26 protein-coding genes are annotated in these 23,836 nt (G+C 72.4%); 8 read left to right on the top strand and 18 right to left on the bottom strand.

The annotated features are described in order from the left end of the window. Positions 1 to 14: 14 nt before the first annotated feature. The gene (locus BJ979_RS02125; protein ID WP_343046563.1) at positions 15 to 914 is read right to left on the bottom strand and encodes a M15 family metallopeptidase; all 900 of its coding nucleotides are present in this window, start codon (positions 912 to 914) and stop codon (positions 15 to 17) included. A gap of 89 nt (positions 915 to 1,003) precedes the next feature. Here BJ979_RS02125 and BJ979_RS02130 point away from each other — a divergent pair, with 89 nt between their 5' ends. After that, positions 1,004 to 1,291, top strand: coding sequence for a GNAT family N-acetyltransferase (locus tag BJ979_RS02130; RefSeq protein ID WP_343046564.1), 288 nt, complete (start codon positions 1,004 to 1,006; stop codon positions 1,289 to 1,291). Positions 1,292 to 1,327: 36 nt separating this feature from the next. Here BJ979_RS02130 and BJ979_RS02135 read toward each other — a convergent pair whose 3' ends face one another. The 4 genes from BJ979_RS02135 to BJ979_RS02150 all read right to left on the bottom strand — a co-directional run bounded on the left by BJ979_RS02135 (position 1,328) and on the right by BJ979_RS02150 (position 4,470). Beyond that, positions 1,328 to 1,585 (bottom strand): glutaredoxin domain-containing protein, encoded by a 258-nt coding sequence (locus BJ979_RS02135; RefSeq protein ID WP_179564733.1) that lies wholly within the window; start codon positions 1,583 to 1,585, stop codon positions 1,328 to 1,330. Between the two features lie 128 nt (positions 1,586 to 1,713). Further along, entirely contained in the window at positions 1,714 to 2,259 is a 546-nt protein-coding gene (locus BJ979_RS02140; protein WP_179564735.1) for a hypothetical protein, read from the bottom strand. Positions 2,260 to 2,460: 201 nt separating this feature from the next. Then, positions 2,461 to 3,510, bottom strand: coding sequence for a lipoate-protein ligase LplAB (lplAB, locus tag BJ979_RS02145; protein ID WP_179564737.1), 1,050 nt, complete (start codon positions 3,508 to 3,510; stop codon positions 2,461 to 2,463). 72 nt (positions 3,511 to 3,582) lie between these two features. Beyond that, positions 3,583 to 4,470 (bottom strand): alpha/beta fold hydrolase, encoded by an 888-nt coding sequence (locus tag BJ979_RS02150; protein ID WP_179564739.1) that lies wholly within the window; start codon positions 4,468 to 4,470, stop codon positions 3,583 to 3,585. Positions 4,471 to 4,577: 107 nt separating this feature from the next. Between BJ979_RS02150 and BJ979_RS02155 the strand changes: the two genes are divergently transcribed. Both BJ979_RS02155 and BJ979_RS02160 read left to right on the top strand, forming a co-directional pair. Further along, complete coding sequence (locus tag BJ979_RS02155) at positions 4,578 to 5,015, top strand: MarR family winged helix-turn-helix transcriptional regulator (protein WP_179564741.1); 438 nt, start codon at positions 4,578 to 4,580, stop codon at positions 5,013 to 5,015. Next, positions 5,012 to 6,340: an MFS transporter gene (locus BJ979_RS02160; RefSeq protein ID WP_179564744.1), complete on the top strand. Its 1,329-nt coding sequence runs from the start codon at positions 5,012 to 5,014 to the stop codon at positions 6,338 to 6,340. Before BJ979_RS02155 ends, BJ979_RS02160 begins: the two co-directional genes overlap by 4 nt. 21 nt (positions 6,341 to 6,361) lie before the next feature. Here the strand turns inward: BJ979_RS02160 and BJ979_RS02165 are convergent, their stop codons facing one another. Then, positions 6,362 to 6,766 (bottom strand): tautomerase family protein, encoded by a 405-nt coding sequence (locus BJ979_RS02165; protein WP_179564746.1) that lies wholly within the window; start codon positions 6,764 to 6,766, stop codon positions 6,362 to 6,364. 230 nt (positions 6,767 to 6,996) lie between these two features. Here BJ979_RS02165 and BJ979_RS02170 point away from each other — a divergent pair, with 230 nt between their 5' ends. Next, positions 6,997 to 7,950, top strand: a complete 954-nt coding sequence (locus tag BJ979_RS02170) for an aldo/keto reductase (RefSeq protein ID WP_179564748.1) — start codon at positions 6,997 to 6,999, stop codon at positions 7,948 to 7,950. A 152-nt stretch (positions 7,951 to 8,102) separates the two neighbouring features. Here BJ979_RS02170 and BJ979_RS02175 read toward each other — a convergent pair whose 3' ends face one another. Next, positions 8,103 to 8,510 carry a VOC family protein gene (locus BJ979_RS02175; RefSeq protein ID WP_179564750.1) on the bottom strand — a complete coding sequence of 136 codons (408 nt, stop codon included), beginning with the start codon at positions 8,508 to 8,510 and terminating at the stop codon, positions 8,103 to 8,105. 100 nt (positions 8,511 to 8,610) lie between these two features. On the opposite strand from BJ979_RS02175, the gene BJ979_RS02180 reads away from it, so the two are divergent. Together BJ979_RS02180 and BJ979_RS02185 are read left to right on the top strand one after the other, a co-directional pair. Next, positions 8,611 to 9,093 (top strand): hypothetical protein, encoded by a 483-nt coding sequence (locus tag BJ979_RS02180; RefSeq protein WP_179564752.1) that lies wholly within the window; start codon positions 8,611 to 8,613, stop codon positions 9,091 to 9,093. A 35-nt stretch (positions 9,094 to 9,128) separates the two neighbouring features. After that, positions 9,129 to 9,791 carry an IMPACT family protein gene (locus BJ979_RS02185; protein ID WP_179564754.1) on the top strand — a complete coding sequence of 221 codons (663 nt, stop codon included), beginning with the start codon at positions 9,129 to 9,131 and terminating at the stop codon, positions 9,789 to 9,791. A gap of 67 nt (positions 9,792 to 9,858) precedes the next feature. Here BJ979_RS02185 and BJ979_RS02190 read toward each other — a convergent pair whose 3' ends face one another. From BJ979_RS02190 to BJ979_RS02210, 5 genes are all read right to left on the bottom strand, one after another. Then, positions 9,859 to 10,248, bottom strand: coding sequence for a GNAT family N-acetyltransferase (locus BJ979_RS02190; protein WP_179564756.1), 390 nt, complete (start codon positions 10,246 to 10,248; stop codon positions 9,859 to 9,861). Then, positions 10,248 to 11,093: a transglutaminase family protein gene (locus BJ979_RS02195; RefSeq protein WP_179564758.1), complete on the bottom strand. Its 846-nt coding sequence runs from the start codon at positions 11,091 to 11,093 to the stop codon at positions 10,248 to 10,250. Before BJ979_RS02195 ends, BJ979_RS02190 begins: the two co-directional genes overlap by 1 nt. Beyond that, the gene (locus tag BJ979_RS02200) at positions 11,090 to 12,019 is read right to left on the bottom strand and encodes an alpha-E domain-containing protein (protein WP_179569928.1); all 930 of its coding nucleotides are present in this window, start codon (positions 12,017 to 12,019) and stop codon (positions 11,090 to 11,092) included. The genes BJ979_RS02195 and BJ979_RS02200 overlap by 4 nt, the downstream gene beginning before the upstream one ends. Continuing rightward, a complete protein-coding gene (locus BJ979_RS02205) occupies positions 12,019 to 13,785 on the bottom strand; it encodes a circularly permuted type 2 ATP-grasp protein (protein ID WP_179564760.1) in 1,767 nt (588 codons plus the stop codon). The genes BJ979_RS02200 and BJ979_RS02205 overlap by 1 nt, the downstream gene beginning before the upstream one ends. 93 nt (positions 13,786 to 13,878) lie before the next feature. Further along, positions 13,879 to 14,268: a tautomerase family protein gene (locus BJ979_RS02210; RefSeq protein WP_179564762.1), complete on the bottom strand. Its 390-nt coding sequence runs from the start codon at positions 14,266 to 14,268 to the stop codon at positions 13,879 to 13,881. 160 nt (positions 14,269 to 14,428) lie between these two features. On the opposite strand from BJ979_RS02210, the gene BJ979_RS02215 reads away from it, so the two are divergent. Next, on the top strand, positions 14,429 to 14,860 hold the full coding sequence (locus BJ979_RS02215) for a hypothetical protein (RefSeq protein ID WP_179564764.1): 432 nt from the start codon (positions 14,429 to 14,431) through the stop codon (positions 14,858 to 14,860). Positions 14,861 to 15,070: 210 nt separating this feature from the next. Here BJ979_RS02215 and BJ979_RS02220 read toward each other — a convergent pair whose 3' ends face one another. The 3 genes from BJ979_RS02220 to BJ979_RS02230 form a co-directional block, all read right to left on the bottom strand. Then, entirely contained in the window at positions 15,071 to 15,625 is a 555-nt protein-coding gene (locus BJ979_RS02220) for a GNAT family N-acetyltransferase (protein WP_179564766.1), read from the bottom strand. A gap of 129 nt (positions 15,626 to 15,754) precedes the next feature. Next, the gene (locus BJ979_RS02225; RefSeq protein WP_246286663.1) at positions 15,755 to 17,137 is read right to left on the bottom strand and encodes an aminotransferase class III-fold pyridoxal phosphate-dependent enzyme; all 1,383 of its coding nucleotides are present in this window, start codon (positions 17,135 to 17,137) and stop codon (positions 15,755 to 15,757) included. Continuing rightward, on the bottom strand, positions 17,134 to 18,792 hold the full coding sequence (locus tag BJ979_RS02230; protein ID WP_179564768.1) for an aminotransferase class I/II-fold pyridoxal phosphate-dependent enzyme: 1,659 nt from the start codon (positions 18,790 to 18,792) through the stop codon (positions 17,134 to 17,136). The genes BJ979_RS02225 and BJ979_RS02230 overlap by 4 nt, the downstream gene beginning before the upstream one ends. 115 nt (positions 18,793 to 18,907) lie before the next feature. Between BJ979_RS02230 and BJ979_RS02235 the strand changes: the two genes are divergently transcribed. Further along, entirely contained in the window at positions 18,908 to 19,672 is a 765-nt protein-coding gene (locus BJ979_RS02235) for a glutamine amidotransferase (RefSeq protein ID WP_179564770.1), read from the top strand. 264 nt (positions 19,673 to 19,936) lie between these two features. Here BJ979_RS02235 and BJ979_RS02240 read toward each other — a convergent pair whose 3' ends face one another. The 3 genes from BJ979_RS02240 to BJ979_RS02250 are packed head-to-tail and all read right to left on the bottom strand — an operon-like array spanning position 19,937 to position 23,794. Beyond that, positions 19,937 to 21,502, bottom strand: coding sequence for a DUF6716 putative glycosyltransferase (locus BJ979_RS02240; RefSeq protein WP_179564772.1), 1,566 nt, complete (start codon positions 21,500 to 21,502; stop codon positions 19,937 to 19,939). Continuing rightward, entirely contained in the window at positions 21,499 to 22,371 is an 873-nt protein-coding gene (locus tag BJ979_RS02245; RefSeq protein WP_179564774.1) for an N-acetylneuraminate synthase family protein, read from the bottom strand. The genes BJ979_RS02240 and BJ979_RS02245 overlap by 4 nt, the downstream gene beginning before the upstream one ends. Next, a complete protein-coding gene (locus BJ979_RS02250) occupies positions 22,337 to 23,794 on the bottom strand; it encodes an acylneuraminate cytidylyltransferase (RefSeq protein ID WP_179564776.1) in 1,458 nt (485 codons plus the stop codon). The genes BJ979_RS02245 and BJ979_RS02250 overlap by 35 nt, the downstream gene beginning before the upstream one ends. Positions 23,795 to 23,836 lie beyond the last annotated feature (42 nt).

Below are 23,836 nucleotides of genomic sequence, written 5' to 3' on the forward strand. Positions count from 1 at the left end.
AGGAGACGGTGCAGCTACGGCGCGTAGTCGGGGGCGGCGGGCAGGCCGAAGAACTGCTCGAGGGTCTGCACTCCGGTGTCGTGCATCTCGGTCGCGAGCTCGACGCCGACGTAGCGGAAGTGCCACGGCTCGTACTCGAAGCCGGTCACCGGGGTGAGGTCTTTCGGGTAGCGCAGGATGAAGCCCCACTTGTAGGCGTTCGTCGCCAGCCAGATGCCCTGCGGGGTGTCGCCGAAGCAGGCGTTGAGCCCGCACTTCGCCGGAACGCCGACGAGGTCGACGGCGAGCCCGGTCTGGTGCTCGCTGAAGCCGGGGCGCGCGCTCGTCAGGTCGGCGGCCGCCTGACCCTTCGAGGCGACCCAGCCGTTGTAGACCTTCACCTGCGACTGGTAGCTGCGGTAGTCGCTCTGGATCTGGATGCTCAGCCCGGTCTCGGCCGTGTACTGCTGCGTCATCGCCGTCAGCGCATCCGCCGCGGGCTTGCGCAGGTACGGCACCGCACCCCAGGTGGTCGGGATCTGCATCGCCGTCAGGTCGGCGGGCGCGTAGTCGACCGGGTTCAGCGGGCGCAGCTTGTCGCTGACGACCCAGATGCTCGCCGGGTCATCGATCGAGAACTGCGTCTTGTCGAAGCCGGGCGGGCTCGGCGGCGTGGATGCGCTGGGCGAGCTGCTCGGGGTCGCACTCGCGCTCGACGAGGTGCTGGGCTTCGGCGACGCCGATCCGTTCGCGGCGTTCCGGTCGTCGTGCGGGGTGAGCGCGATCACGAGACCGGCGACGAGCGCCACGACGACGACGACCGCTCCCGCGATCACGAGGATGCGGCGCCGGCGGATCACCTTCGCCGAGGGGCGCGGAGCCCGGTCGCGCGGACGGCGCGGCGGCTCCTCGGGCTGCGACAGCACGTTGCTCACCGGGTCATCGTAGTGACGGGGCGCGCCCGCATCCTCCACGTTGACCCCTCACCCTCACCCCCAGCTCGGGGCGGGCGTAGCGTCGCAGCGTGACCGACTACCAGGTGATCCGCCGCCCCGACGACGACCGCTTCGCGCTCACGCAGGACGGCGACGACATCGGCTTCGTCGCCTACCGGCAGACCGGCGACGTGATCACGCTGACGCACACCGAGATCGACCCCGACATCCAGGAGCACGGGCTCGGGTCGATGCTCGTGCGCGGAACGCTCGACGCGATCCGCGACGGATCCACCGACCGCGTCGTCGCGCAGTGCCCCTTCGTGGCGGCGTGGATCGAGAAGCATCCCGACTATGCGGAACTGCTCGAGCGGTAGCCGATCAGCCCGACGCGTCAGCGCCGGGAGCGAGGGTCAGACGGCGGCGAGCTCGTCGAGCTTCGCCTGCAGGTCCTTGTCGCTCGGCTCGACCTGGTGGGTGCCGTCGGGGAACACCACGACGGGGATGTTCATGCGCCCGCTGATCTCCTGCGCGCGCTCGGGCCCGCCATCCACCTTCTCGATGTCGATGTACTCGTAGTCGGCGCCGACCCGGTCGAGCAGCGCCTTCGAACGGCGGCAGTCGCTGCACCAGTCGGCACCGAACATCTGGATCTTCGTGGTCTCGGCCATGCGGCAAGAGTAGATCGCGGCGCGCGCGAGCGCTGGCTCGGGGCGGAGGTGTTCGGGAGCGCATCGCCGCGAAATCTGGGGGGATTCGGCGACGCGCTCCCGAAGCGGGAACCGGCGGGACGGCCGGGTCAGGCCGCGTGCCGCCCGACGGGACGAGTCGGAGGCGACGGCAGGTCGAGCTGGATGCGCACCGCGCCGGTGAGCAGAGGCTCGGGGCGCCGGCGCGGTGCGACTGCGGGGACAGCGGAGGGGATCGCGCCGACAGTCGGCGCGGGCAGGTCTTCGGGGGCGAGCACCGTCGCCGAGGCGGGGAGCTCGGCGGAGGCGGGCGAGATGCGCAGCGCCGGCGCAGGGGCCGGGAGCGGGAAGGGGGCGACAGGGATGTGCACGGGGATATGCACCGGGCTGTGCGCGGGAGCAGCTCCGGCGAGCGCCGAGCCGGGCCGCAGCGGGTCGCCGGCGACCGGGGCGGGGGCGCCGATGCGGGTCTGCGCCTCGAGCTCGGCGGCCGACTCGGTGCGGGTCGGGGCGAAGAGCTCGTCGGCGACGGCGAAGACGCCGACCGAGCCGCTCGGGCGCTCGACGCCCCGCAGCTCGATCCAGCCGCGACGCTGCGCGATGACGAGCACGGGCACCGCGACGGCGACGATGCCGAAGAAGATCACCCAGTCCATGCAGTGACAGTAGGTCGGGCGTTCCACCCCGGGCATCCTCCTTCCGGAGGATAGGTCTCAGTGCTCGCCCTGAACGCGCGCCCGCCTTGATCCGTGAGGGGTCGCAAAGACCCCGGGATCCGCCCGGATCGGCCCGATTGCGGGGCCTTTGCGACCCCTCAGCGGAGGAGGCGGCGGGGATGCGCGAATGCGCGGGTCCGGTCACGGCACGCGGTTCAGCCACTCCTCGGTGGAGAACTTCTCGTCGACGAGCTTCGCCGCGGCGGCGTACTCCTCGGGCGTGATCTCGCCCTCGGTGAGGCCGTGCTGCGTGCGGAAGGTGTCGATCATCCGCTCGATGACCTGCTCGCGCGGAAGCCCGGTCTGACTGCGCAGCGGGTCGACGCGCTTCGCCGCGCTCGCGATGCCCTTGTCGCTGAGCTTCTCGCGGCCGATGCGCAGCACGCGCGCCATCTTCTCGCCGTCCATGTCGTAGCTCATGGTGACGTGGTGCAGCACGCCGCCGGCGCCGAGGCGCTTCTGCGCGGCGCCGCCGATCTTGCCCGAGGGCGAGGTGATGTCGTTGAGGGGCTGGTAGCTCGCATCCACCCCCAGGCTCTGCAGTGCCTGGATGACCCACTCGTCGAGGAAGGCGTAGCTGTCGGCGAAGGTCATGCCCGACACGAGCTCGGCGGGCGCGTAGATCGAGTAGGTGATCGCGTTGCCCGGTTCGACGAACATCGCGCCGCCGCCCGAGATGCGGCGCACCACGTGGAAGCCCTCGGCCTCGGCCTGCTCGGGGTCGACCTCGTTGCGCACCGACTGGAAGCTGCCGATGATGACCGCGTTCTCCGCCCACTCCCAGAAGCGCAGCGTCGGCTTGCGACGACCGGCGGCGACCTCCTCGGTGAGCACCTGGTCGAGCGCGAGGTGGGTGTTCGCGTCCAGCGGGCCGGGGTAGACGAGCTCCCACTCGTAGTCGTCCCAGCCGGTGGCGGTCTGCAGGGCGCGGCGCACGGCGGTGGCGACCGACTCGGGCTGGAAGCCGAGCAGGATCGCGCCCTCCGGCAGCGCCGCGCGCACGGCCGCGGCGATCGTCTTCTGGTCGCTCGTCGCCGGCAGCCCGTTCACCGCGGCGTCGATCGCGTGGATCGCGTCATCCGGTTCGAGGAAGAAGTCGCCCGCGAGGCGGAAGTCGGCGATCTTGTCGTCGACCGCCTCGAGGTCGACCACCACGAGCTTGCCGCCAGGGACCTTGAACTCACCGTGCACGCGACGAGCTTATTTCGCGGGCGGGTGCATGCGCCGGTCCGGGTGCGCGGATGCGCCGGTCTGGGCGATCGGTCAGCGGCGGCGGCGCGCGGGCGGCTGGTAGCGCAGGCGGGCGTTCATCCACGCGGCCATGCCCGCGATGACCTCGAGTCGGTTGGTCTCGTTGAGCACCTCGTGGCGCGCGCCGTCCCAGATCGTGACGGTGACATCCGTCAGCCCGCCGCGCTCGCGGTACGCGGTCGCGAGCTTCTCGACGCTCGCCGGGCCGCCGAGGGTGTCGTCGGATCCGATCACGATGAGCAGCGGCACATCCTTCGGCAGCTTCGCCTTCGGGGTGCCGAGCAGGCGCATCGCGTCGCGGAAGCCGAAGAGCTTCAGCACACTGGCGTTCGTGGTGAGCGGGTCGTCGGCGAAGGCCTGCTGGATCGCGGGGTCGCGGCTGAGCCAGCCGTTCGGGCCCTCGCTCGCGAAGCGCTTCGCCAGGTCGCCGCCGTTCATGTCGCGCAAGGTGCGGAACGCGGTGCCGCTGAGGATGACCGCGTCGTAGTCGCCGGCCGTGTCGGCGATGATCATCTGCGCCATCAGAGAGCCCCAGCTGTGGCCGAGCAGCACGAGCGGGATGCCGGGGTTCTGCTCGCGGATGATGCCGGTGAACTGGCGCAGCGCATCCACCGTCGCCCTCAGTCCGCCGACGCCGAGACGCCCGAGTCGGCCGTGATCGCCGGCGTGCTGGCCGAGTCCGGTGCGGCCGTGGCCGCGATGGTCGTCGGCGTAGACGGTGAAGCCGGCGTTCACCAGGTCTTGCGCGGTCTGCTCGTAGCGCAGTCCGTGCTCGCCGACGCCGTGGGCGAGCTGCACGATCGCGGTGGGCGAGATCGCCTTCCAGACGGAGAAGTGGATGGTGACGCCGCGCTCGTCGACGTAGCTGTCGTCGATCCGGTCGACCGTGAATCGCGGCATGAGGCCTCCCCGTCTCGCTCATCCTAGGAGCGGGCCGCGGGACGGAGAAGGAGGAATGGCGGGCGCGCCCGATATTTAGCAAAGCTAATGAGCTAGGCTAACGATCGATGGTAGAACTCACTGATCCGGGCGCCGAGACCGACCCCGACGAGCTGCGGATGATCATCCAGCGGCTCTCCCGCCGCATCCGCGTTCACCGCGCCGCCGACGGAATCAGCGATGCGCAGCTGGGCGTGCTGTTCCAGCTCGAGAAGCACGGCGACCGCACCCCCGGTCAGCTCGCCGAGCACGAGGGCGTCACCCCCCCGTCGATCAACCGCACGATCAACGGACTCGAGGAAGCCGGGTGGATCACCCGCAATCCCGACCCCGACGACGCGCGCCGGGTGCGCATCCGCCTCACCGACGCCGGCGTCGCCATCATCACCGAGACCCGCCGCCTGCGAGCCGCCTGGTTCACGCAGCGACTGGCCCTGCTCGACCCTCAGGAACGACGGCTCCTGCAGGAGGTGACCCCCCTCCTGCGCCGCCTCAGCGACTCATGAGCTCGATGTTCCGGTCGCTCGGCGTCGCGAACTACCGCCTGTGGTTCGGCGGCGCGATGGTGTCGAACGTCGGAACGTGGATGCAGCGCACGGCCCAGGACTGGATCGTGCTCACCAAGCTCACCGACCATGACGCGGCCGCCGTCGGCGTGACGATGGCGCTGCAGTTCGGCCCGCAGCTGCTGCTCGTGCCGGTGTCGGGACTCATCGCCGACCGCTTCGACCGGCGCCGACTGCTGTTCGTGACGCAGGCGCTCATGGGTCTGCTCGCGCTGGGCCTCGGCCTCATCACCGTCTTCGGCGTCGCGCAGCTCTGGATGGTCTACTCCTTCGCCTTCGGCCTCGGCGTGGTCGCCGCGATCGACGCGCCCGCCCGCCAGACCTTCGTGAGCGAGCTCGTCGGCGACGACCAGCTGCCGAACGCGGTGGCCCTCAACTCGGCGTCGTTCAACGGCGCGCGGATGATCGGCCCGGCCGTCGCGGGCGTGCTCATCGCCCTCATCGGCTCGGGCTGGGTGTTCCTGCTCAATGCCGGCACCTTCGCCGCGACCCTGCTGGCGATCGCCCTGCTGCGCACCGACCAGCTGCGGCCGGCCAAGCGCGCCGCCGCCCGACGCGGGCAGATCCGCGACGGCTTCCGCTACGTGCGAGGGCGCCCTGACATCCTCGTGGTGTTCGCCATGATCTTCCTCGTCGGCACCTTCGGCCTGAACTTCCCGATCTTCACCTCGACCATGGCGAGCGTCGAGTTCGGGGCGGGAGCTGATGCCTTCGGCCTGCTCTCGTCGATCCTCGCGATCGGCTCGGTGACCGGCGCCCTGCTCTCGGCCCGCCGCGACCGACCGCGGCTGCGCTACGCCGTGATCGCCTCGCTCGGCTTCGGCGTGACCTGCACGGTCGCCGCGCTCATGCCCAACTACTGGGCCTTCGCCGCGGTGCTCATCACGGTCGGACTCAGCTCGATCACGCTCATGACGAGCGCGAACGCCTACGTGCAGACGACCACCTCGCCGATCATGCGCGGCCGCGTCATGGCGCTCTACATGGCGATCTTCGCCGGCGGCACCCCGATCGGCGCGCCGCTCGTCGGCTGGGTCGCGAACGCCTTCGGGCCGCGCTGGGCGCTCGGCGTGGCCGCCGCATCCGGGTTCGCCGCCGTGATCGTCGCGCTGTGGTGGATGCGCCGGGCCAAGGATCTGCGGGTGAACTGGGATCGCGCCTCCCGCTTCAACATCGCCGTGCGCTGGCGCGGCGACGGGCGCGACGTCGAGACGGCGACGACGGAGATCGCGGTCGTCGAGGCGGAGTCGCAGCGGTCGAGCTAGCGGGGCCCGCCGGGTGCGGCTTCAGAGCGCGGGGACGCCGAGCTCGCCGGTGACGTACTGCGCGCGGCCGAAGCCGAACGACCAGTCCTGCGGGCCGTTCTCGACGTAGCCGATGAAGACGTCCTCGCCGACGACGCCGACGGCCGCGAGCCGGTCGTTGATCGTCGCGTAGAGGCGCTGCTTCGTCTCATCGCTGCGGCCGCGCTGGGTGAAGATCTGGATGATCACGACGCCGGAGGTGCGCTCGAAGCCGAGCCCCGCATCCTCGGCGATGATCTGCCCCGCGCTGTGCTCGCTGATCACATGGAAGCGGTCGCGCTCGGGGATGCCGTAGACCTCGACGATCGCGGTGTGGATGGCGTCGGAGATTGCGCGGACCTCGGCGGCCGGGCGGATGGCGTTGACGTCGATGCGCACGAGAGGCATGGCGGGAGTCCTTTCCAACTTTGTTCGGACATGCTAACAAGCAAGCGGCGCTGATCATTCCGCGTCACCTGATCCGGCAGCGTCGCCTGAGCGCTCCCTGTCATCTGACGCAATCCGCCGGCTCCGGCCAGCGCGAGCCCGGACGACGCGAGCAAGCTCGAGGTGACGGGATGCGGCCGACTCGACTTCGGCGCATCCGCCTGACCGCAGCCCTCGAAAGGACCTCATCCATGCCCCGTCTCGGCAGCAGCGACCTCGACGTCTTCCCCCTCGCCCTCGGCGGCAACGTGTTCGGCTGGACGGCCGACGAGAGCACCTCGCACGACGTGCTCGACGCCTACGTGGCCGGGGGAGGGAACTTCATCGACACGGCCGACGGCTACTCGGCCTGGGTGCCCGGCAACACGGGCGGCGACTCCGAGCGGGTGATCGGCTCGTGGCTCGCGAAGTCGGGTCGTCGTGACGATGTCGTGATCGCGACCAAGGTGTCGCAGCATCCCGAGTTCAAGGGACTCGCCGGCGCGAACGTCGCCGCGGCCGCCCGCGCCTCGCTCGAGCGCCTCGGCACCGACCGCATCGACCTCTACTGGGCCCACTTCGACGACGCCTCGGTGCCGCTCGAGGAGACCGTCGCCGCCTTCGACCAGCTCGTGAAGGACGGCCTCGTGCGCTACACGGCCGTGTCGAACTACAGCCCCGAGCGCATCCGCGAGTGGGTCCGCATCGCCGCGGAGAACGGATTCGCGGCGCCTGTCGCGCTGCAGCCGCACTACAACCTCGTCGCGCGCGAGCCCTACGAGTCGACGCTCGCGCCGGTCGCCCGCGAGGCCGGGCTCGGCGTGGTGCCCTACTTCGCCCTCGCCGCCGGGTTCCTCACCGGCAAGTACCGCACGAAGGAGGACTTCGCCGGAGCTCAGCGCGAAGGCCAGGTCTCGGGCTACTTCTCGGATGCCGGCCTCGCCGTCGTCGACGAGGTCGCCGCGATCGCGGGCGACCACGGCGCCGAGCTCGCTAGCGTCGCGCTCGCCTGGCTGCGCGCCAAGCCCGAGGTCGTGGCGCCGATCGCCTCGGCCCGCTCGGTCGAGCAGCTGCCGGCGCTCCTCGCCTCGGCATCCCTCGACCTCAGCGCCGACGAGGTCGCTCGTCTCGACGCCGTCTCGGCGAAGGTGCCCGCCGCGGCCTGAGCGCGCCTCCCGCCCCGCGCCTCTCGTCCATCCGAGAGCCGTCGATCGGTCGCGAACTGTCGCCAACCGCGAGGTTGGGCGACAGTTGGCGACCGATCACGTCGTGGATGCGACCCTGCGGCGAAGCGAGGGCGCCTGCGGCGGCCTGAGCGTCAGGACTGGGCGAGGGCGGCCGGGTCCATCCAGACGACCTCCCAGTGGTGGCCGTCGAGGTCGTTGAAGCTGCGGCCGTACATGAAGCCGTGGTCCTGGGCCTCCTTCGGCTCGGCGACGCCCTGCGCGAGCGCGGCGTCGGCGATGCGGTCGACCTCCTCGCGGCTGTCGGCCGACAGGGCGAGGGTCGCGGCGGTCTCGGCGCGGGCATCGGCGATCGGCTTGGCCGAGAAGGTCGCGAAGTAGTCGTGCGTCAGCAGCATCGCGAAGACGTTCTCGCCGAACACGATGCTGCTCGCGTTCTCGTCGCTGAACTGCGGGTTCTTCTCGAAGCCGAGCTTCTCGAAGAACGCCGTCGAGGCGGGCAGGTCGCGCACGGGCAGGTTGACGAAGATGCTGCGGCTCATGCGCTCATCCTGGCGGGCGGATGCGCGGCTGTCAGCCCCGACGGCGTGAACAGTCGGCAGGCGGGTGACTTCGTGCCCGCCGAGGAGTACCGTCCCGGACATGAGGACTCCCCGGTTTGTCGCCGTCGCCGCCCTCGCCTGCGCGGCCGGCGTGACGCTGGCGCTCAGCGGATGCGCGACCGCCGCCGACGCGCATCCCGCTCTCGGCGCGAAGCGCACCGCCGCCGACTCGCTGCCGGTCTCGGCCGATGCGGACCCCGATGCCGAGCTCTCCTACGAACCCGACTCGAGCCGGCTGCTCGGCAGCCGCGACGGCCACCGCTTCTTCGTCGTCGCGGGGGCAGCGGATGAGCCGCCCGGGTTCTGCCTGGCGATCACCGGGGCCGGTGCGGCGGCCGGTGACGATGACGCATCCGGCGACGACGACGCTGCCGACGTGATCGTCGGATGCGCCGGCAACGACACCGTGACGGTCACCATCGCCGATGGCACGATCGCGACGCTCTACCGCGACGCCGACCACGCGCCTCTCACCGCCGGGCAGCATCGCGTGGGCAGGTACCTCGTCGTCGAGAGGCCCTGAGTCCCGACGCGCGACGGCGCTCCTAGGCTGGCCGGGTGACCTCGGCCGCCCCGCTCAGCGTCATCGCGCGCGACGGCGAGCACGAGATCGAGATCCAGCGCTCGCGGTTCCGAACCACGCTCGTGCGGGTGTCGGATGCCGACGCGGCCGCCGCCGTGATCGCCGAGGTGCGGCGCGCATCCCCCGAGGCGAACCACCACTGCACGGCGTTCCGCATCGGCGACGTGCAGCGCTCCTCGGATGACGGCGAGCCCGGCGGCACGGCCGGCGTCCCGATGCTCGAGGTGCTGCTGCGGCGCGAGCTGACCGAGGTGGCCGCGGTCGTGACGCGCTGGTTCGGGGGCGTGAAGCTCGGCGCGGGCGGGCTCGTGCGCGCCTACTCGCAGGCCGTGTCGGAGGCGGTGGATGCCGTGGGCGTGCTCGCGCGCATCCGCCAGACCGAGCTGCGATTCGCGGTGCCGCATGCGGACGCAGGGCGGCTGGAGCACGCGCTGCGGTCGGGCGCGGCGAGCGGAGCCGGCGGCGCGGGCGGCGGGACGGGCGCCGGCGTCACCGTGCTCGGGGTCGACTACGGGCGGCTCGCCGCGATCACCGTGCGGGTCGGCGACACCGCGGCGTTCACCGCGTGGCTCGCTGCGCAGACCGCCGGCGCGATCGTGCCCGAGGTTCTCGGAACGGTCGAGGTCGACGGGCGCTGAGCCGCTCGCGGTCGTGGCGGCCCCCGATCGGCGGCCGCGGTGCGCCGCACGATCCGTCACGACCGGGTCAGGCGAGAGCGATGAGGCCGGCGTGCGTCGGGCCGAATCCGGCCTGGCGGTAGAAGCCCTCGAGGCGCGACTCGAAGTCGACGTGCAGCCAGGCGGCACCGGTCGCGCGGGTCTCGGCGACGGCGAGTGCGACGAGCTGCCGGCCGATGCCGCCGCCCTGCAAGGCCGGCGCGACGACCGTGTCGATGAGGAAGGCGTGGGCTCCGCCATCGCCGACGACGTTCACGAAGCCGACGAGCGCCCCGTTCTGCCGCGCCGTGGCCCAGCCGATCGAGTGCCGCTCGAGGCGCTGCGCCCACGGTTCCACCGACGCGGCGTGCGCGAACGCCTCCGCGTGCAGCCGCGACAGCTCCGCATCGTCCACCGGCGCGCGCCACGAGAGCAGCATCACGCCTCCCGGGTGATCTCGACCGTGACGAACATCGCGCTCGACGAGGGGCCGGCGAAGACGCCGCGCAGCGGCGGCACATCCCCGTAATCGCGCCCGCGAGCGACCGTGACGTGCCGGTCGCCGATGTCGATGAGGTTCGTCGGGTCGAAGCCGCGCCATCCGCCGCACCACCATTCGACCCAGGCGTGCGACTCGCCCGTGACGGTCTCGCCGATCTGCGCATCCGACACAGGATGCAGGTAGCCGCTGACGTAGCGGGCCGGGATGCCGACCGCGCGCAGGGCGCCGATCGCGAGCTGCGCGATGTCCTGGCAGACGCCCTTCTGCTCGCTCCAGGCCTCCTCGGCCGTGGTCGTCACGGCCGTCACTCCGGGCATGTACTCGATGCGCTCGCCGATCGCGCGGCCGATCGCCAGCGCGGCCTCGCCGGGCGCCGACGCGGCATCCGCCAGACCCCGCGCCAGGTCGACGACCTCCGCCGGCGGACGCGTGCGGTCGGTCTGGCCCAGCTGATCGACGTACTCGGTGCGCGTCTCGACCGCGGCGGCCAGCGCAGGCCAGTCGAGGTCGCGGTGCGGATGCTCGCGCGGCCGCACCTCGACCAGGCTCGTCGCCGTCAGGGTCAGCTCGCGATGCGCCGCGAGCACCTCGAACGAGGTCACCCGCGAACCCCAGTAGTCGGTGTAGGTGCTCGACGATGAGAGCGGCGTGATCTCGAGGTGCGAGGAGAGCACGAGCTGGTCGCCGCCCGCGGCGGGCAGCATGCGCGCCTCGTTGTACGACGCCGACGCCTCGCCCGCGTAGCGGAAGCCGGTCTGGTGACGGATGCGGTGTCGCTTCACGTGTTGTCTCCCACCCACACCGGCGCCGCGTTCGTCGGGAAGTAGCGCTGCCGCACCGCCTCGCTCGCCGCGCTCGTCGCCGACTGCACGTCATCCATGTGCCGCGGCAGGTCGGCGATGATGTCGCTGATCGGCCGGAACTCGAGTTCGCTGCGGATCTGCCCCAGCAGCCGCTGCGCCGAATCGGGCACGCCGACGCGGCGTACCTCGGGCTCGAGCTCGCGCAGGCACTGCTCGGCACGGCTGACCGAGAACAGGATGCTGCGCGGGAACAGCCGGTCGAGCAGCAGGAACTCGGCCGCATTGCGCGCGCTCGGCACCCCGCGGTAGGTGCGCAGGTAGGCCTCGTAGGCGCCGACGGAACGCAGGATGGTCGTCCACGACGGCCCCGACGCCTCGGTCAGGCTGCGGGTCGCCAGCAGCCGCGCGGTCATGTCGGCGCGCTCGATCGACCGGCCCAGCGTGAACACGCTCCACGCCTCGTCGCGGCTCGTGCCGGTCTCGACGATGCCGACCGCGAGGGCGCTGCGCTCGCGCACCCAGGCGAAGAACTCGTGCACCTTGTCGCCGGGGATGCGCCGCGGCATCCGCGCCCGGGTCGTGTTCAGCACCTCCCACAGCTCGGTCGAGACGACCTCGCGGGCACGCCGGGCGTTCTCGCGCGCGGCCTGCAGCGAGTAGGCGATCGCGGCCGGCTGGGTGCGGTCGACGGCCAGGATCGAGAGCACGTCGCCGCGGGTGACCGGCACGGCCGGGTCGACGGCGACGCCCATGACGCTGAGCAGCGACCGGCAGGCGGTGTCCTCTTCGATCCACGGGTCCTCGAGCAGCAGCTGCAGGTGCACGTCGAGGATGCGCGCGGTGCCGTCGGCGCGCTCGATGTAGCGGCCGATCCAGAACAGGCTCTCGGCGATGCGGGAGAGCATCATGGCGCACTCACCTCCCCGGCGCTCGACCACGCCTGCTGCTGGTGCCGCGCCTGCTGCTGTTGCTGCTGCTGGTCGTGGCGGGGCGCGTCGTCGGGGTTCTGATCGTGCGGATGCTCGGCCACGTGATCGGGCAGGGCCTGCGCGCCATGCGACGCGGCCAGCTCCGCGGTGATCACCGGGATCGCCTGCGTGATCGACGCCTGCTCGGCCACGAGCGTCTGCACGTCGCGCTCCCGCGGCGTCGCCGAGCTCTGCCACGCCGTGTCGGGACCGACCACCCAGGTGTCCTTCGAGCCGCCGCCCTGCGAGCTGTTGACCACCAGCTGCCCCTCCGGCAGAGCGACACGGGTGAGGCCGCCCGGCAGCACCCAGACATCCGAGCCGTCGTTGACCGCGAAGGGCCGCAGGTCGGCGTGACGGGGGCGCATCCCGTCGTCGACGAGGGTCGGGATGGTCGAGAGCTGCACGACCGGCTGCGCGATCCAGCCGCGCGGATCGGCGCGCAGGCGGGTCGCGAGGTCGTCGAGCTCGGCGCGACTCGCGTCGGGCCCCACGACGAGGCCCTTGCCGCCCGAGCCGTCGACCGGCTTCACGACCAGCTCGTCGAGGCGGTCGAGCACCTCCTCGAGCGCGCCCGGCGCCTCCAGCCGCCAGGTGCGCACGTTCTCGAGCTTCGGATCCTCGCCCAGGTAGTAGCGGATGAGGTCGGGCATGTAGGTGTAGACGAGCTTGTCATCGGCGACGCCGTTGCCGACCGCGTTCGCGATCGTCACGTTGCCGAGGCGCGCCGCGAGCATGAGCCCGGGTGAGCCGAGCATCGAGTCGGCGCGGAACTGCAGCGGGTCGAGGAACTCGTCATCCACCCGCCGGTAGATCACGTCGACGCGGGTCGGCCCGGCCGTCGTGCGCATGAACACCCGCCCGCCCGAGCAGAACAGGTCGCGCCCCTCGACCAGCTCGACGCCCATCAGGCGGGCGAGCAGAGTGTGCTCGAAGTACGCCGAGTTGAACACCCCCGGGGTCAGCACCACGATCGTGGGATCGTCAACGCCCTCCGGCGCCGCCGCGCGCAGCGCGTGCAGCAGCTTCTGCGGGTAGCCGCCGACCGGCCGCACCCGCATCGACACGAACAGCTCGGGCAGGGTCTGCGCCATCACCCGGCGGTTCGAGATCACGTAGCTGACCCCCGACGGCACCCGCACGTTGTCCTCGAGCACCCGCCAGTTGCCCTGCTCGTCGCGGATGAGGTCGACGCCCGAGACCTGGATGCGCACGCCGTTCGCCGCCACCACGCCCGCCGCCTCGCGATGGAAGTGACTCGACGAGCTGATCAGCCGCGCCGGGATGACGCCGTCGCGCACCGCATCCTGCGCCCCGTAGACGTCGGCGAGGAAGGCCTCGAGCGCCCGCACCCGCTGCTTCACGCCGGCCTCGACGCCCGCCCACTCGGACTGGTCGATCACCCGCGGCACCGCGTCGAGCGGGAACGGCCGCTCCTCGCCGGCGAAGTCGAAGGTCACGCCCTGCGCGAGGTAGGAGGAGGCGAGGGCGCTCGTGCGTCCGCGCAGCTCCTCCTGCGTCATGCGCGCGAGCGCGTCGTGGATGTCGCGGTAGGCCTCGCGCGCACCGCCCTCCGGCGCGAACATCTCGTCGAAGGCGACGGCCCCGCCGCTGCCGCCGCTGCCGCTGCCGCCGCTGCCGCGGCGTCGCGTGCCGGGGGCGCCGGCCGTGCTGGCTGCGTAGCCGTCGAACAGGTCTCCCATGACCCGACACTACGCAGGGGCGTATTGCGAGGGTGTTTCGGATCGGGGTCGGGGCGGGTTCTTCGTGCGCCCGGCGCTGTCGGCCGCGCCCGGTCAGACGTCGACGCGGTAGCCGAGCTCGAGATCGCTGGCGACCTGCCCGCGGATCCCCCAGTTCGCCTTGGGCGTCTCGGTCAGCGTGATCTCGACGCTGTGCGGGTCGATGCCGACCTCGGCGTGGATGCGCGCGAACAGCTCGCGGATCAGCTGGCGCTTCGCCGCATCCGACCGCCCCTCGAACAGCGAGATCTCGATGATCGTGTAGTCGAGACCGCGATCGTGCGGGTGGATGAAGTCGTCGGGCTCGAGCCCGACGAAGCGGTGGAACCGCTTCTCGGCCGGGTAGTCGAGGGCCGCCATGACGGCGCCGTGGATCGCATCGGAGAGCGCCGCTCGACGGGTGGCGAGCTGCTCACGATGACCGGAGATCACGACCTGCGCCATGCGGCCAGGGTAGCGACGACCGTCGGCGCCGCACCCCGGAATCACAGTCGAGAGACCCTCGCGGACACCCGGCCTGTCTAGACCCCCACGACCACCCGCGTCAGGGTGAACCCCGAGCTGGGGACTGGGCGCGGCGGTCTGCCCTCCGTAGCTTGTGAGCGTGACCATGACCGCCCCCGTCTCCGTGCTCGAGCTCTCCGAGTTCGCACTCGAGCAGGGGCTCGGCGAGGCGCTGGCCGCCTCCGGCTCTGCGGTCGCCGCGAAGGCCGGCATCGCGCCGTTCGTCATCACCGAGCGCGCCGGCGAACGCACCGTGCACCGCTTCGACAGCCCCACCGTCGGCCAGAGCGCCTCGGCCGCCCGCTACTTCCTGCGCGCCACGGCCGGCGGCTTCGACCGCGCGGTGCTCGTCTGGGACGGCTACGTCAGCATCCTCGGCAAGCGGGTGGATGCGGTGGTCGCCGAGTACTCGGAAGCCGGCGCCTGCGCCTCCACCGTCACCGCCCGCCGCTACCGGCCGAAGTCGCTGCTGCGCGCCGCCGCGGCACTCGGCCCCACCATCCAGGTCGGCGAGGGTCACCCGCTGTTCTGAGCTGGGCCGAGCTGAGCGGGGCCGGGCTGCCGGCTCGGCCGGCTCCCGAGCTTCGCCGACTGCTCCCCTCTTTCTCCCGACTCACAGCGATCGATCGGTCGCAAACTGTCGTCTGAGGTCCACTCCAGGCGACGATTTGCGACCGATCGAAGTTGGGGCGGGGCGGGGCTGACCGATCGGCCGGCTCCCGGACAAACCAGCCGGGGGCTCTCAGCGTGCGGGGATCGAGATCGTGAAACCGGCGTGCGAGCGCTCGAAGCCGAGGCGCTCGTAGAAGCGGTGCGCATCCACGCGGTCGACGTGCGAGGTGAGCTGCACGAGCACGACGCCGAGGTCGGGTGCCGCCTGCTCGACGACCCAGCGCATCAGCGCTCCGCCGATGCCAGACGAGCGGCGATCGCCGCGCACCCGCACCGCCTCGACCGTCAGGCGGGTCGCGCCGCGGCGGGCCATTCCCGGGATGCGGGTGAGCTGCAGCGTGCCGACAACGGTGTGCTGCGGTTCGTCGGCAGTGTCGCTCGAGTGGCCGCGGGCGCCGTGGTCGATCGTCACGACCAGGTCGTTGGCCGGGTCGGCGAGAATCTGCTCGAGCGCGGCGAGGTAGGCGGGCGCATCCTCATCGGCGGCGATGTCACCACGCGAGGCGCTGATCGCGTCGTCGGCGAGCAGCGCGATGATCGCGGGCGCGTCGGCGGATGTCGCGCGGCGCACCTCCACCTCGGTGTCGCGGGCGGACAGGGTCATGGGCAGGGTGAGCTGGAGCATCCGTCCCAGTCTGCTCCTCGGGCGGATCCCGACAGGCGCTGAGTTGCCCGGTTCGGCCGGGATACGGAGCCCGAACCCGACCGAAGCGGGCAACTCACGACCTCGCCCGAGCCCGCACATCCCGGCGGGTCAGCTCAGTGCGGCGAGCGCCTCGTCGATGACCTCGAGGGCGTAGGCGAGCTGGCCGTCGGTGACGGCGAGCGGGGGCAGGAAGCGGATGACGTTGCCGTCGCTGCCGGCGGTCAGCAGCAGCACGCCGCGCTGCCCGGCGAACTCGGAGATCGCGGCGGCGAGTCCGGTGACGGGCGCGGTGGTTCCGGGCGACGTCAGCTCGAAGGCGATCATCGCGCCGTGCCCGCGCACATCGCCGATGACGTCGTGCTTCGCGGCCAGCGCCCGAAGCCCGTTCGTCAGCACCTCGCCGATGCGGTTCGCGGCCGCGAGCGGCTCGCCGGTCGCGAGCTGCTCGAACACCGACAGCGCGGCCGCGATCGAGACCGGGTTGCCGCCGAAGGTGCCGCCGAGTCCGCCCGGGTCGGCGGCATCCATGATCTCGGCGCGTCCGGTGACGCCGGCCAGCGGCAGCCCGCCGGCGATGCCCTTCGCGGTCGTGACGAGGTCGGGCTCGAGGCCGAACAGCTCGCTCGCGAACCAGGTTCCGGTGCGGCCCATGCCCGACTGCACCTCGTCGGCGACGAAGACGACGCCGTTCTCGGTCGCCCAGCGCTGCAGCGCGGTGAGGTAGCCCTCGGCCGGCACGATGAAGCCGCCCTCGCCCTGGATCGGCTCGGCCACGAGCGCGGCGAGGTCGCGCACGCCGATGCGCTGCTCGAGGTAGGCGATCGTGCGGGCGGCCGCCTCGGCGCCGGTGAGCCCGTCGCGGAAGGGGTAGCTGTTCGGAACCCGGTGGATGTCGGGCGCGAGCGGCCCGAACCCGCTCGCGTAGGGCGCGGCCTTGTGGTTCATGGCGCTCGTCAGATTCGTGCGCCCGTGGAAGGCGTGGTCGAGCGCGGCGACGGCGCGGCGCCCGGTGTAGCGACGGGCGATCTTCACCGCGTTCTCGACCGCCTCGGCGCCCGAGTTCACCAGCAGGGTCTTCTTCGCGAAATCGCCGGGGGTGCGCTCGGCGAGCAGCTCGGCCAGGCGCACGTAGCCCTCGTAGGGCGTGATCGTGAAGAGCGTGTGGGTGACCTTGCGCAGCTGCTCGCTCGCCGCATCCGCGACCCCGGCGTTCGCGTGGCCGATCGTGGTGACGCCGATGCCGGCGCCGAGGTCGAGCAGGCGGTTGCCGTCGACATCCACGATCCAGGCGCCGTCGGCGTGGTCGATGTAGACGGGCAGGGTCCACGCGGCGCCACGCGGCACGACGGCCAGGCGGCGCTCGTGCAGCGCGCGGCTGCGCGGGCCGGGGATCTCGGTGCGCAGGATGGGGCGGTCGACGGCGGGGATGCTGCCGGGTGCGGTGCTGCCGGCGGTGCTCATGGTGGAGCTGGCGGGGTCGGTGATCGTCATGCGACGTCTCCTCTCGAAGGGGTGGTCGAGCCGCGGGGTGCGGTGGTCGTGGGAGTGCTGGGTGCGGTGATCGCGGATGGCGGGGTCGCGCCGCTCGCGGAGCGCACGGCGTCCGCCAGGTCGGCGGCGAGCGCCGCCAGCTGCGCGTCGTCGAGCTCGTGGGCGGTGAGGCGGATCGCGTGGATGCCGGTGGTCGCATCCAGGGCGAAATCGGCGCCGAGGCGGGCGCGCCACCCGCGCTCGCGCAGGGCCGCGGTGACGGCGGCGCCGGTCGGCGGGGTGCGCGCGCCACCAGTTCCCGTGACGATCTCACGGAGTTGCTGTGACTCGTGGGACGGACGAGCCTCATCCGCCTCATCCGTTACAGCAACTCCTTGAGATGGTTTCTCGCCCGGGGCCAGGGCCAGATCGACCCACACGTTGAGGCCGTCGCCGGCGCGCACGCGGGCATCCGGCACGATGGCGCGCAGGGGCGCCGCCGCGAGTGCGTCCATCAGCACCTCGGCTGCCCGCAGGTTGCGGGCGCGGTAGTGGTCGCGGGCCGTCGAGACCTGCCAGCGCACCCCGGCATCCGTCGCGAGGGATGCCGCGAGCCGCTGCAGCAGGTGGCTCACCCAGGTGGTGCCGCCGCTGAGCCGGGCGCCGAGGCGCTCGCCCGTGGCGGGGTCGGCGGCGACGACCGCGAGGCGCAGGTCGGGCCCGAGGAACTTCGACACCGAGCGCACGAGCGCCCACCGGGGGTGCCCACGAGGCACGACCGTGCGGTACGGCGTCGTCGCGAGCTCGGAGAAGTGGTCGTCTTCGATCACGAGCACGCGCGGATACCCGGTGAGGATCGAGCGCAGCGCGTCAGCGCGAGCCGCGCTGAGGCTCGCGCCGGTCGGGTTGTGCGCCCGCGGCGTGAGCACGACCGCCCGCACCCCCTCGGCGAGCGCGCGCTCGAGACCGTCGGGCGTCATCCCCTCGGCGTCGACCGGCACCGGCACGATCCGGTGGCCGAGCTGCCGCGAGGTGGCGATGCTCGCCAGGAAGCACGGGTCTTCAAGGGCGACCGCGTCGCCCTGCGTGAGGTGCTGGGCGAGCAGCCGCTCGACCGCATCCACGGCGCCGCTCGCGACGGTCAGGCAGAAGTCGGGATGCTCGGGACGGTCGTCGGCGAGGCCGGGGCGGGCCCAGGACTCGAGCGCGGGATCGAGGGCCGGGGCGCCGTAGACGACGGGAGCGGATGCGGCGGTCGGCCCGGCGGCGAGACGCGCCGCGGCGGCCAGCAGGTCGGGCAGCAGACGGGGGTCGGGGTTGCCGTGCCCGATGTCGCACACGTCGCGCGAGCCGCGCGGGTGAGGCACCTCGGCCGAGGCGGCGGGACCTCGCTGCGCGCCCTCCTCGGGCAGCGCGATCGGATGCGCGACCGAAGTGCCGCCGCGCCCGGCGGTGACGACGACGCCGGCGAGCGCGAGTCGCCGGTAGGCGGCGACGACGGTGTTGCGGTTCACGCCGAGCGTCTCGGCCAGGGCCCGGACCGGCGGGAGCGCCGCCCCGGGAAGCAGATCGCCCGCGTCGACGAGGTCGCGGATGCTGTCGGAGATCTCCTCGGCGGTCGTGCCGCGGATCGCGGCGCTCGAGGGGGCCGCATCCGGGATGCCGGATCTCGCCATCACCGCGCCTCCTCTCGTCGCCTCATGCCCCGCCGATTCGCGGTCCACAGGCTCGCAGTCCAGCGCCTCGCGACCGGCCCGCGCGGCGCGGACTCCGGCATCGTAACATTGGCCTATGCCAATCTCGCCGAGCATCCGACCGCCCGCCCGACGCACCGCCGTCGCGCTGCGTCACGTCGCCTTCGAAGACCTCGGACTACTCGAGCCGCTGCTCGTCGACCGCGGCTACGACCTGACCGTGCTCGATGCCGGCGTCGACGACCTGGCGGCCGCCGCCGACGTGGATCTGCTGATCGTGCTCGGCGGCCCCGTCGGGGTCGGCGACGTCGCGACCTACCCGGTGCTCGGCGAGGAGATCGCGTTGCTGCGCGCCCGGCTGAGCATGGGCGATGCCGACCCGCTCGCCGCATCCGCCTCCGCCACCCCGCGCCCGACGCTCGGCATCTGCCTCGGCGCGCAGCTGATGGCGGCCGCGCTGGATGCCGAGGTGCGTCCGACCGGGCGCGTCGAGATCGGCTACGGCCCACTGACGCTGACGACCGAGGGCGCGGCCGGACCGCTCGGTGAGGTCGCCGACGCGCCCGTGCTGCACTGGCACGGCGACGCCTTCGCGATCCCGGCCGGCGCCGACCATCTCGCCGCGACCCCGGGCTTCCCCAACCAGGCCTTCGCGCTCGGAGCGACCGTGCTCGGGCTGCAGTTCCACCTCGAGACCGATCCCGCCCGCCTCGAGCAGTGGCTCATCGGACACAGCGGTGAGCTCGCAGCCCACGGCATCGACCCGCACGAGCTGCGCGCGCAGGCGCGCGAGCACGGCCCGGCGCTGGCCGAGGCCGCCCGCCGCGCCTTCGCACGCTGGCTCGACGCGCTCCCCGTCTAGCGCGAGTTGCCCAGTTCGGCTGGGTTGCGGGCCCCGAACCCGGCAGAAACGGGCAACTCGCGATCCCCAGCCCGCAGGGAACTCGCGCGGCGACACCGACTTGCCCGCTTCCGCCGCATCCGTGAGGCGACAAGCCGCGGAAGCGGGCAACTCGGGTGCCACGAGATGTCGGCCTACGCCGAGTTGCCCACTTCCGCCGGGATAGGGCCCGCGAACCCGGTAGGAGTGGGGAACTCGATGACGTGCGCGAGGAGCGGAGCGCGCTCAGGCCGTGCGGCGCTCCGCGTCGTCGGCGGGATGCGCGGCCGCGATCGGAGCCACGTCGGCGACGGGCGCCGAGGTGAGGGCGATGCGCGGCTCCCGCGACGGCGGCAGGTCGACCGCGACGAGCAGCGGCTGCGCCGGCGCTCCCGGCGCTCCCGACGCCGAAGCCGCCGCACCAGCACCGCCGGGCAGCACGGTCGCATCCACCGGAACCGCGGCGCCGACGCCGTTCGGGCGCAGCATCCGCCGCACCTTCTTCAGCACCCGCTTCGCCCGGCGCTTGCCCCAGCCGAGGCAACGCAGTGCGAACGCGAAGGGCGAGCCGACGAGCAGCGCGACGTAGCCCGAGAGGGTGCGGTCGTAGCTGCCGAGGGCGCGCTTGCGGTCCCAGGCCTCGCGAAGCGTTCCTCCGGTGGTGCCGGCGTGCTGCGTGTGCACCTTGAGCTTCTCGTTGTCGCGCTTGCGGATCAGCTTGAGCAGCCGCTTCTCCCAGTCGTCGCTCGACGCCGGGTGGAAGTAGTTGTCGTCGAGCCATTCCGGGTGCGGACGACGGAAGCGCCCCGCGATCATCTCGCTGGCCGGCGCGAGCACGCCCGAGCCGACGAACACCTTGTTGATCAGCTTCTTGCTGACGCCGAAGTCGTCGAGCAGCAGCACCGGCACGCCGAGTCCGATGGCCTCGATCGCGGCCGTCGAGCTGACGGTGACGAGACCGGATGCGGTGGCGAGGTGCTTCGACATGGCGCCGCCCTCGACGACCAGGTTCGACGGCGCCCCGCCGGGCAGCTCGCGCATCAGGTCGCTGTAGTCCCACTGCTCGGCGTGGGTCTGCGCCTCGCCGGCGGCGGCGCGCACCTTGATGACGACCTTCTGGCCGGGGTTGCGGCGCGCGGTCTCGGCGAGCCATCCGAGCAGCTGCACCCGGTCTTCGCGGTCGGCGGGCACCTTGGCCTGCGAGGCGAAGACGATCGGGCCGCCGGGCACGCCCGCCTCGGCGATGTCGTCGGCCGGCGGAAAGAACGGCAGGCTCGCGAGGCCGAAGCGCTGCGGCACCGTCATCTTGTCGGCGAGCTTGCCGAAGTCGCGGATCTCGCGCTCGCTGTGCAGCACCATCAGGTCGCTCTGCGAGCGGTAGGCGATGGCCTTGCGGGTCGCGGGGATCGAGATGCCGGGCAGCCCGGTGACGAAGATCGGGCGACGGCGGGCGACCGCGAGGGCCGCGCGCAGCATGACCTTGACGACGGGGCCGCGCGTCGCGAGCAGCACCGCATCCGGGTCGAGGTCGGCGACGCGCTGCGCGAAGTCGGCGAAGTCGATGACCTCGGGCGGGGTCGCCGCCCAGCGGGTGTCGGCGACCGCCGCGACGAGCTGGGTCGCGCTCGGCTGCAGCGGCGAGCGCAGCACGAGGAAGTCGATGTCCCAGGTCTCATCCGACAGGCGGTCGACGAGCGACGCACCCCACTTCACGTAGGAGTCGGAGTCGGCGATCGCGAGCAGGCGGCGGCGCGCCGGCGCAACCTTCCCGGTGGGGGTGGATGCGCCGGCGACGCCGACAGCGTCGCTCACGCGCCGACGCGACGCAGCTTCGCCTGCGGCGCGAACTCGCCGGGCATGACGCGCTTGACGCCGTCGCCCAGCGCCTCCTCGATCACGCGGATGTCGCGCACGAGACGCTCGAGGCCCTGCGGCTCGAGCGAGGCGGCGTGATCGCTGCCCCACATGGCGCGGTCGAGCGTGATGTGGCGCTCGACCATGACGGCGCCCATGGCGACCGCGGCGAGCGAGATCTGCAGGCCGGTCTCGTGACCCGAGTAGCCGATCGGCACTCCGGGGTAGCGGTGCTTGAGCGTGGTGATCATGCGCAGGTTCGCCTCCTCCGCCGGCAGCGGGTAGGTCGAGGTCGCGTGCAGGATGACCAGGTTGTCGATGCCGAGGGTCGCGACCGCGCGGTCGATCTGCTCGAGCGTCGACATGCCGGTCGAGAGGATGATCGGCTTGCCGGTCTCGCGCAGGCGCTGCAGCATGCCCAGGTCGGTGACCGACGCCGAGGCGACCTTGTGGGCGACGACGTTGATGTCCTCGAGGAAGTCGACCGAGGGCTCGTCCCACGGCGACGCGAACCAGTCGAGTCCGCGCATCGTGGCGTAGTCGCCGATCTCGATGTACTGCTCGCGGTCGAACTCGACCTTGTAGCGGTACTCGAGGTAGGTCATGGTGCCCCACGGCGTCTCGCGCGGGGTCGACTTCATGTGCTCGGGGGTGCTGATCTCGGGCGTGCGCTTCTGGAACTTCACGGCCTGCGCGCCGGCGTGGGCGGCGACGTCGATGAGCTTCTTGGCGTTCTCGACCGAGCCGTTGTGGTTCAGTCCGATCTCGGCGATGACGTAGACGGGCGCTCCGTCACCGATGGGCTGCGATCCGATTTCGACGGTCATGCGATTCCTGCCTCTCAGGGGGGTTGCGGGACTCATGCGTGTCGAGGTGACGCGGGTCCCGCCCTGCGTCGCCTCGTGAAGGGGTGGATGTGCGCCGCGCCTCGAGCACGCGGTCGGCGAGTTCGCGCACGGCGCCCTGGCCCTGCGGCGCGTCGAGCACGACGCGCGCGACGGCGAGCACCTCGGGCTCCGCGTCGGAGGTCGCGACGGGCCAGCCGACGAGGCGCAGGCACTCGAGGTCGGCGAGCGACGTGCCGAGGTAGGCGACCCGGTCGAGCTCGACCCGGTTCTGCTCGGCCCACCAGAGCAGGGCCGCGGCGGGGTCGTCGCTGCCGTGGATGAGGTCGACGTGCGTGCGCTCGGCGCGCGCCTCGGTGACCCGGCGCACCTGCTCGGAGAGCAGCAGCATCGGAACACCGGCGTCGCGCAGCTGCTGCACGCCGCGGCCGTCGGCGCGGTCGGCGGGCACGTAGTCGTCGAGGTCGTCGCAGAGCACGACGCGCGCGTCGACGGCGACCTCGCCGAAGTCGGCGACGACGGCGTCGACGGGGATGGGCGTGACCGGCGGGGCGAAGCGGCTGGCGGATCGCGCGGGCGCCGCGACATCGGCGGCGCGCGTGGTCGGGGCGGCGGCGAGCGCGGAGGTGGACGGAGCGCCGGAGTCAACGCCGTCGCTGTCGCCGTCGCCCGCGGCGCCGCGACCGCGCAGCGCTGCCGACCGCAGTGCGGCTCCGGCCTCACCGGGCGCGTCGGCGTCGAGCACCGAGGCGAGGGCTTCGGCCATCTCGAGCTCGTCTTCGGTGTCGATCTCGATCGCGGTGCGCGGGTCGACCAGTGCGAGCCCGACCCGGCCGAAGAAGCGATGACGCGCGGCGCGGAAGCCGGGGGCGCGCATGACGTAGAAGGCGCCGGTCTCGGCGTAGGCGGCCTCGCGGTCCTGGCGGCGGGGACGCACGGCGGCGTCGTGCCCGAGCCCTTCGGCGCCGGACTCGCCGACCCGCCACAGGAAGGTCCAGTCCTCGACGGCCGAGAACACCGCATCCTCGTCGCCGTCGGCCACACGGCGCACGGCCTCGGCGAGCGCGACCGTGTCGATGAACGGCGAGGTGGCCTGGATGAAGACGAGGATGTGCGCGCGCTCGCGCGGGTCGACCTCGCCGAGCGCGTGCAGCAGGGCCGACTCGCTGCCGGCCGTGTCGCCGGAGATCTCGGCGGGGCGGTCGACGATCGACGCACCCGCCTCGCGGGCGACGGCGGCGATCTCGGCGGAGTCGGTGGAGACGACGACCTGGTCGATCGCCTCGACGCCGAGCGCGGCGATCACGCTGCGCGCCACGAGCGGCACGCCGCCGACCGGGCGCAGGTTCTTGCCGGGCACGCCCTTGGAGCCGCCGCGCGCAGGAATGACTGCGATGACCGTCATCGTGCGCACCTCCCCCGGGGCCTGTTCGGGCCAAGGTAGGAA

Origin of the sequence: Schumannella luteola, from assembly GCF_013408685.1 — a bacterium.
In the GTDB taxonomy this organism is placed as follows: Bacteria; Actinomycetota; Actinomycetes; order Actinomycetales; family Microbacteriaceae; genus Schumannella; species Schumannella luteola.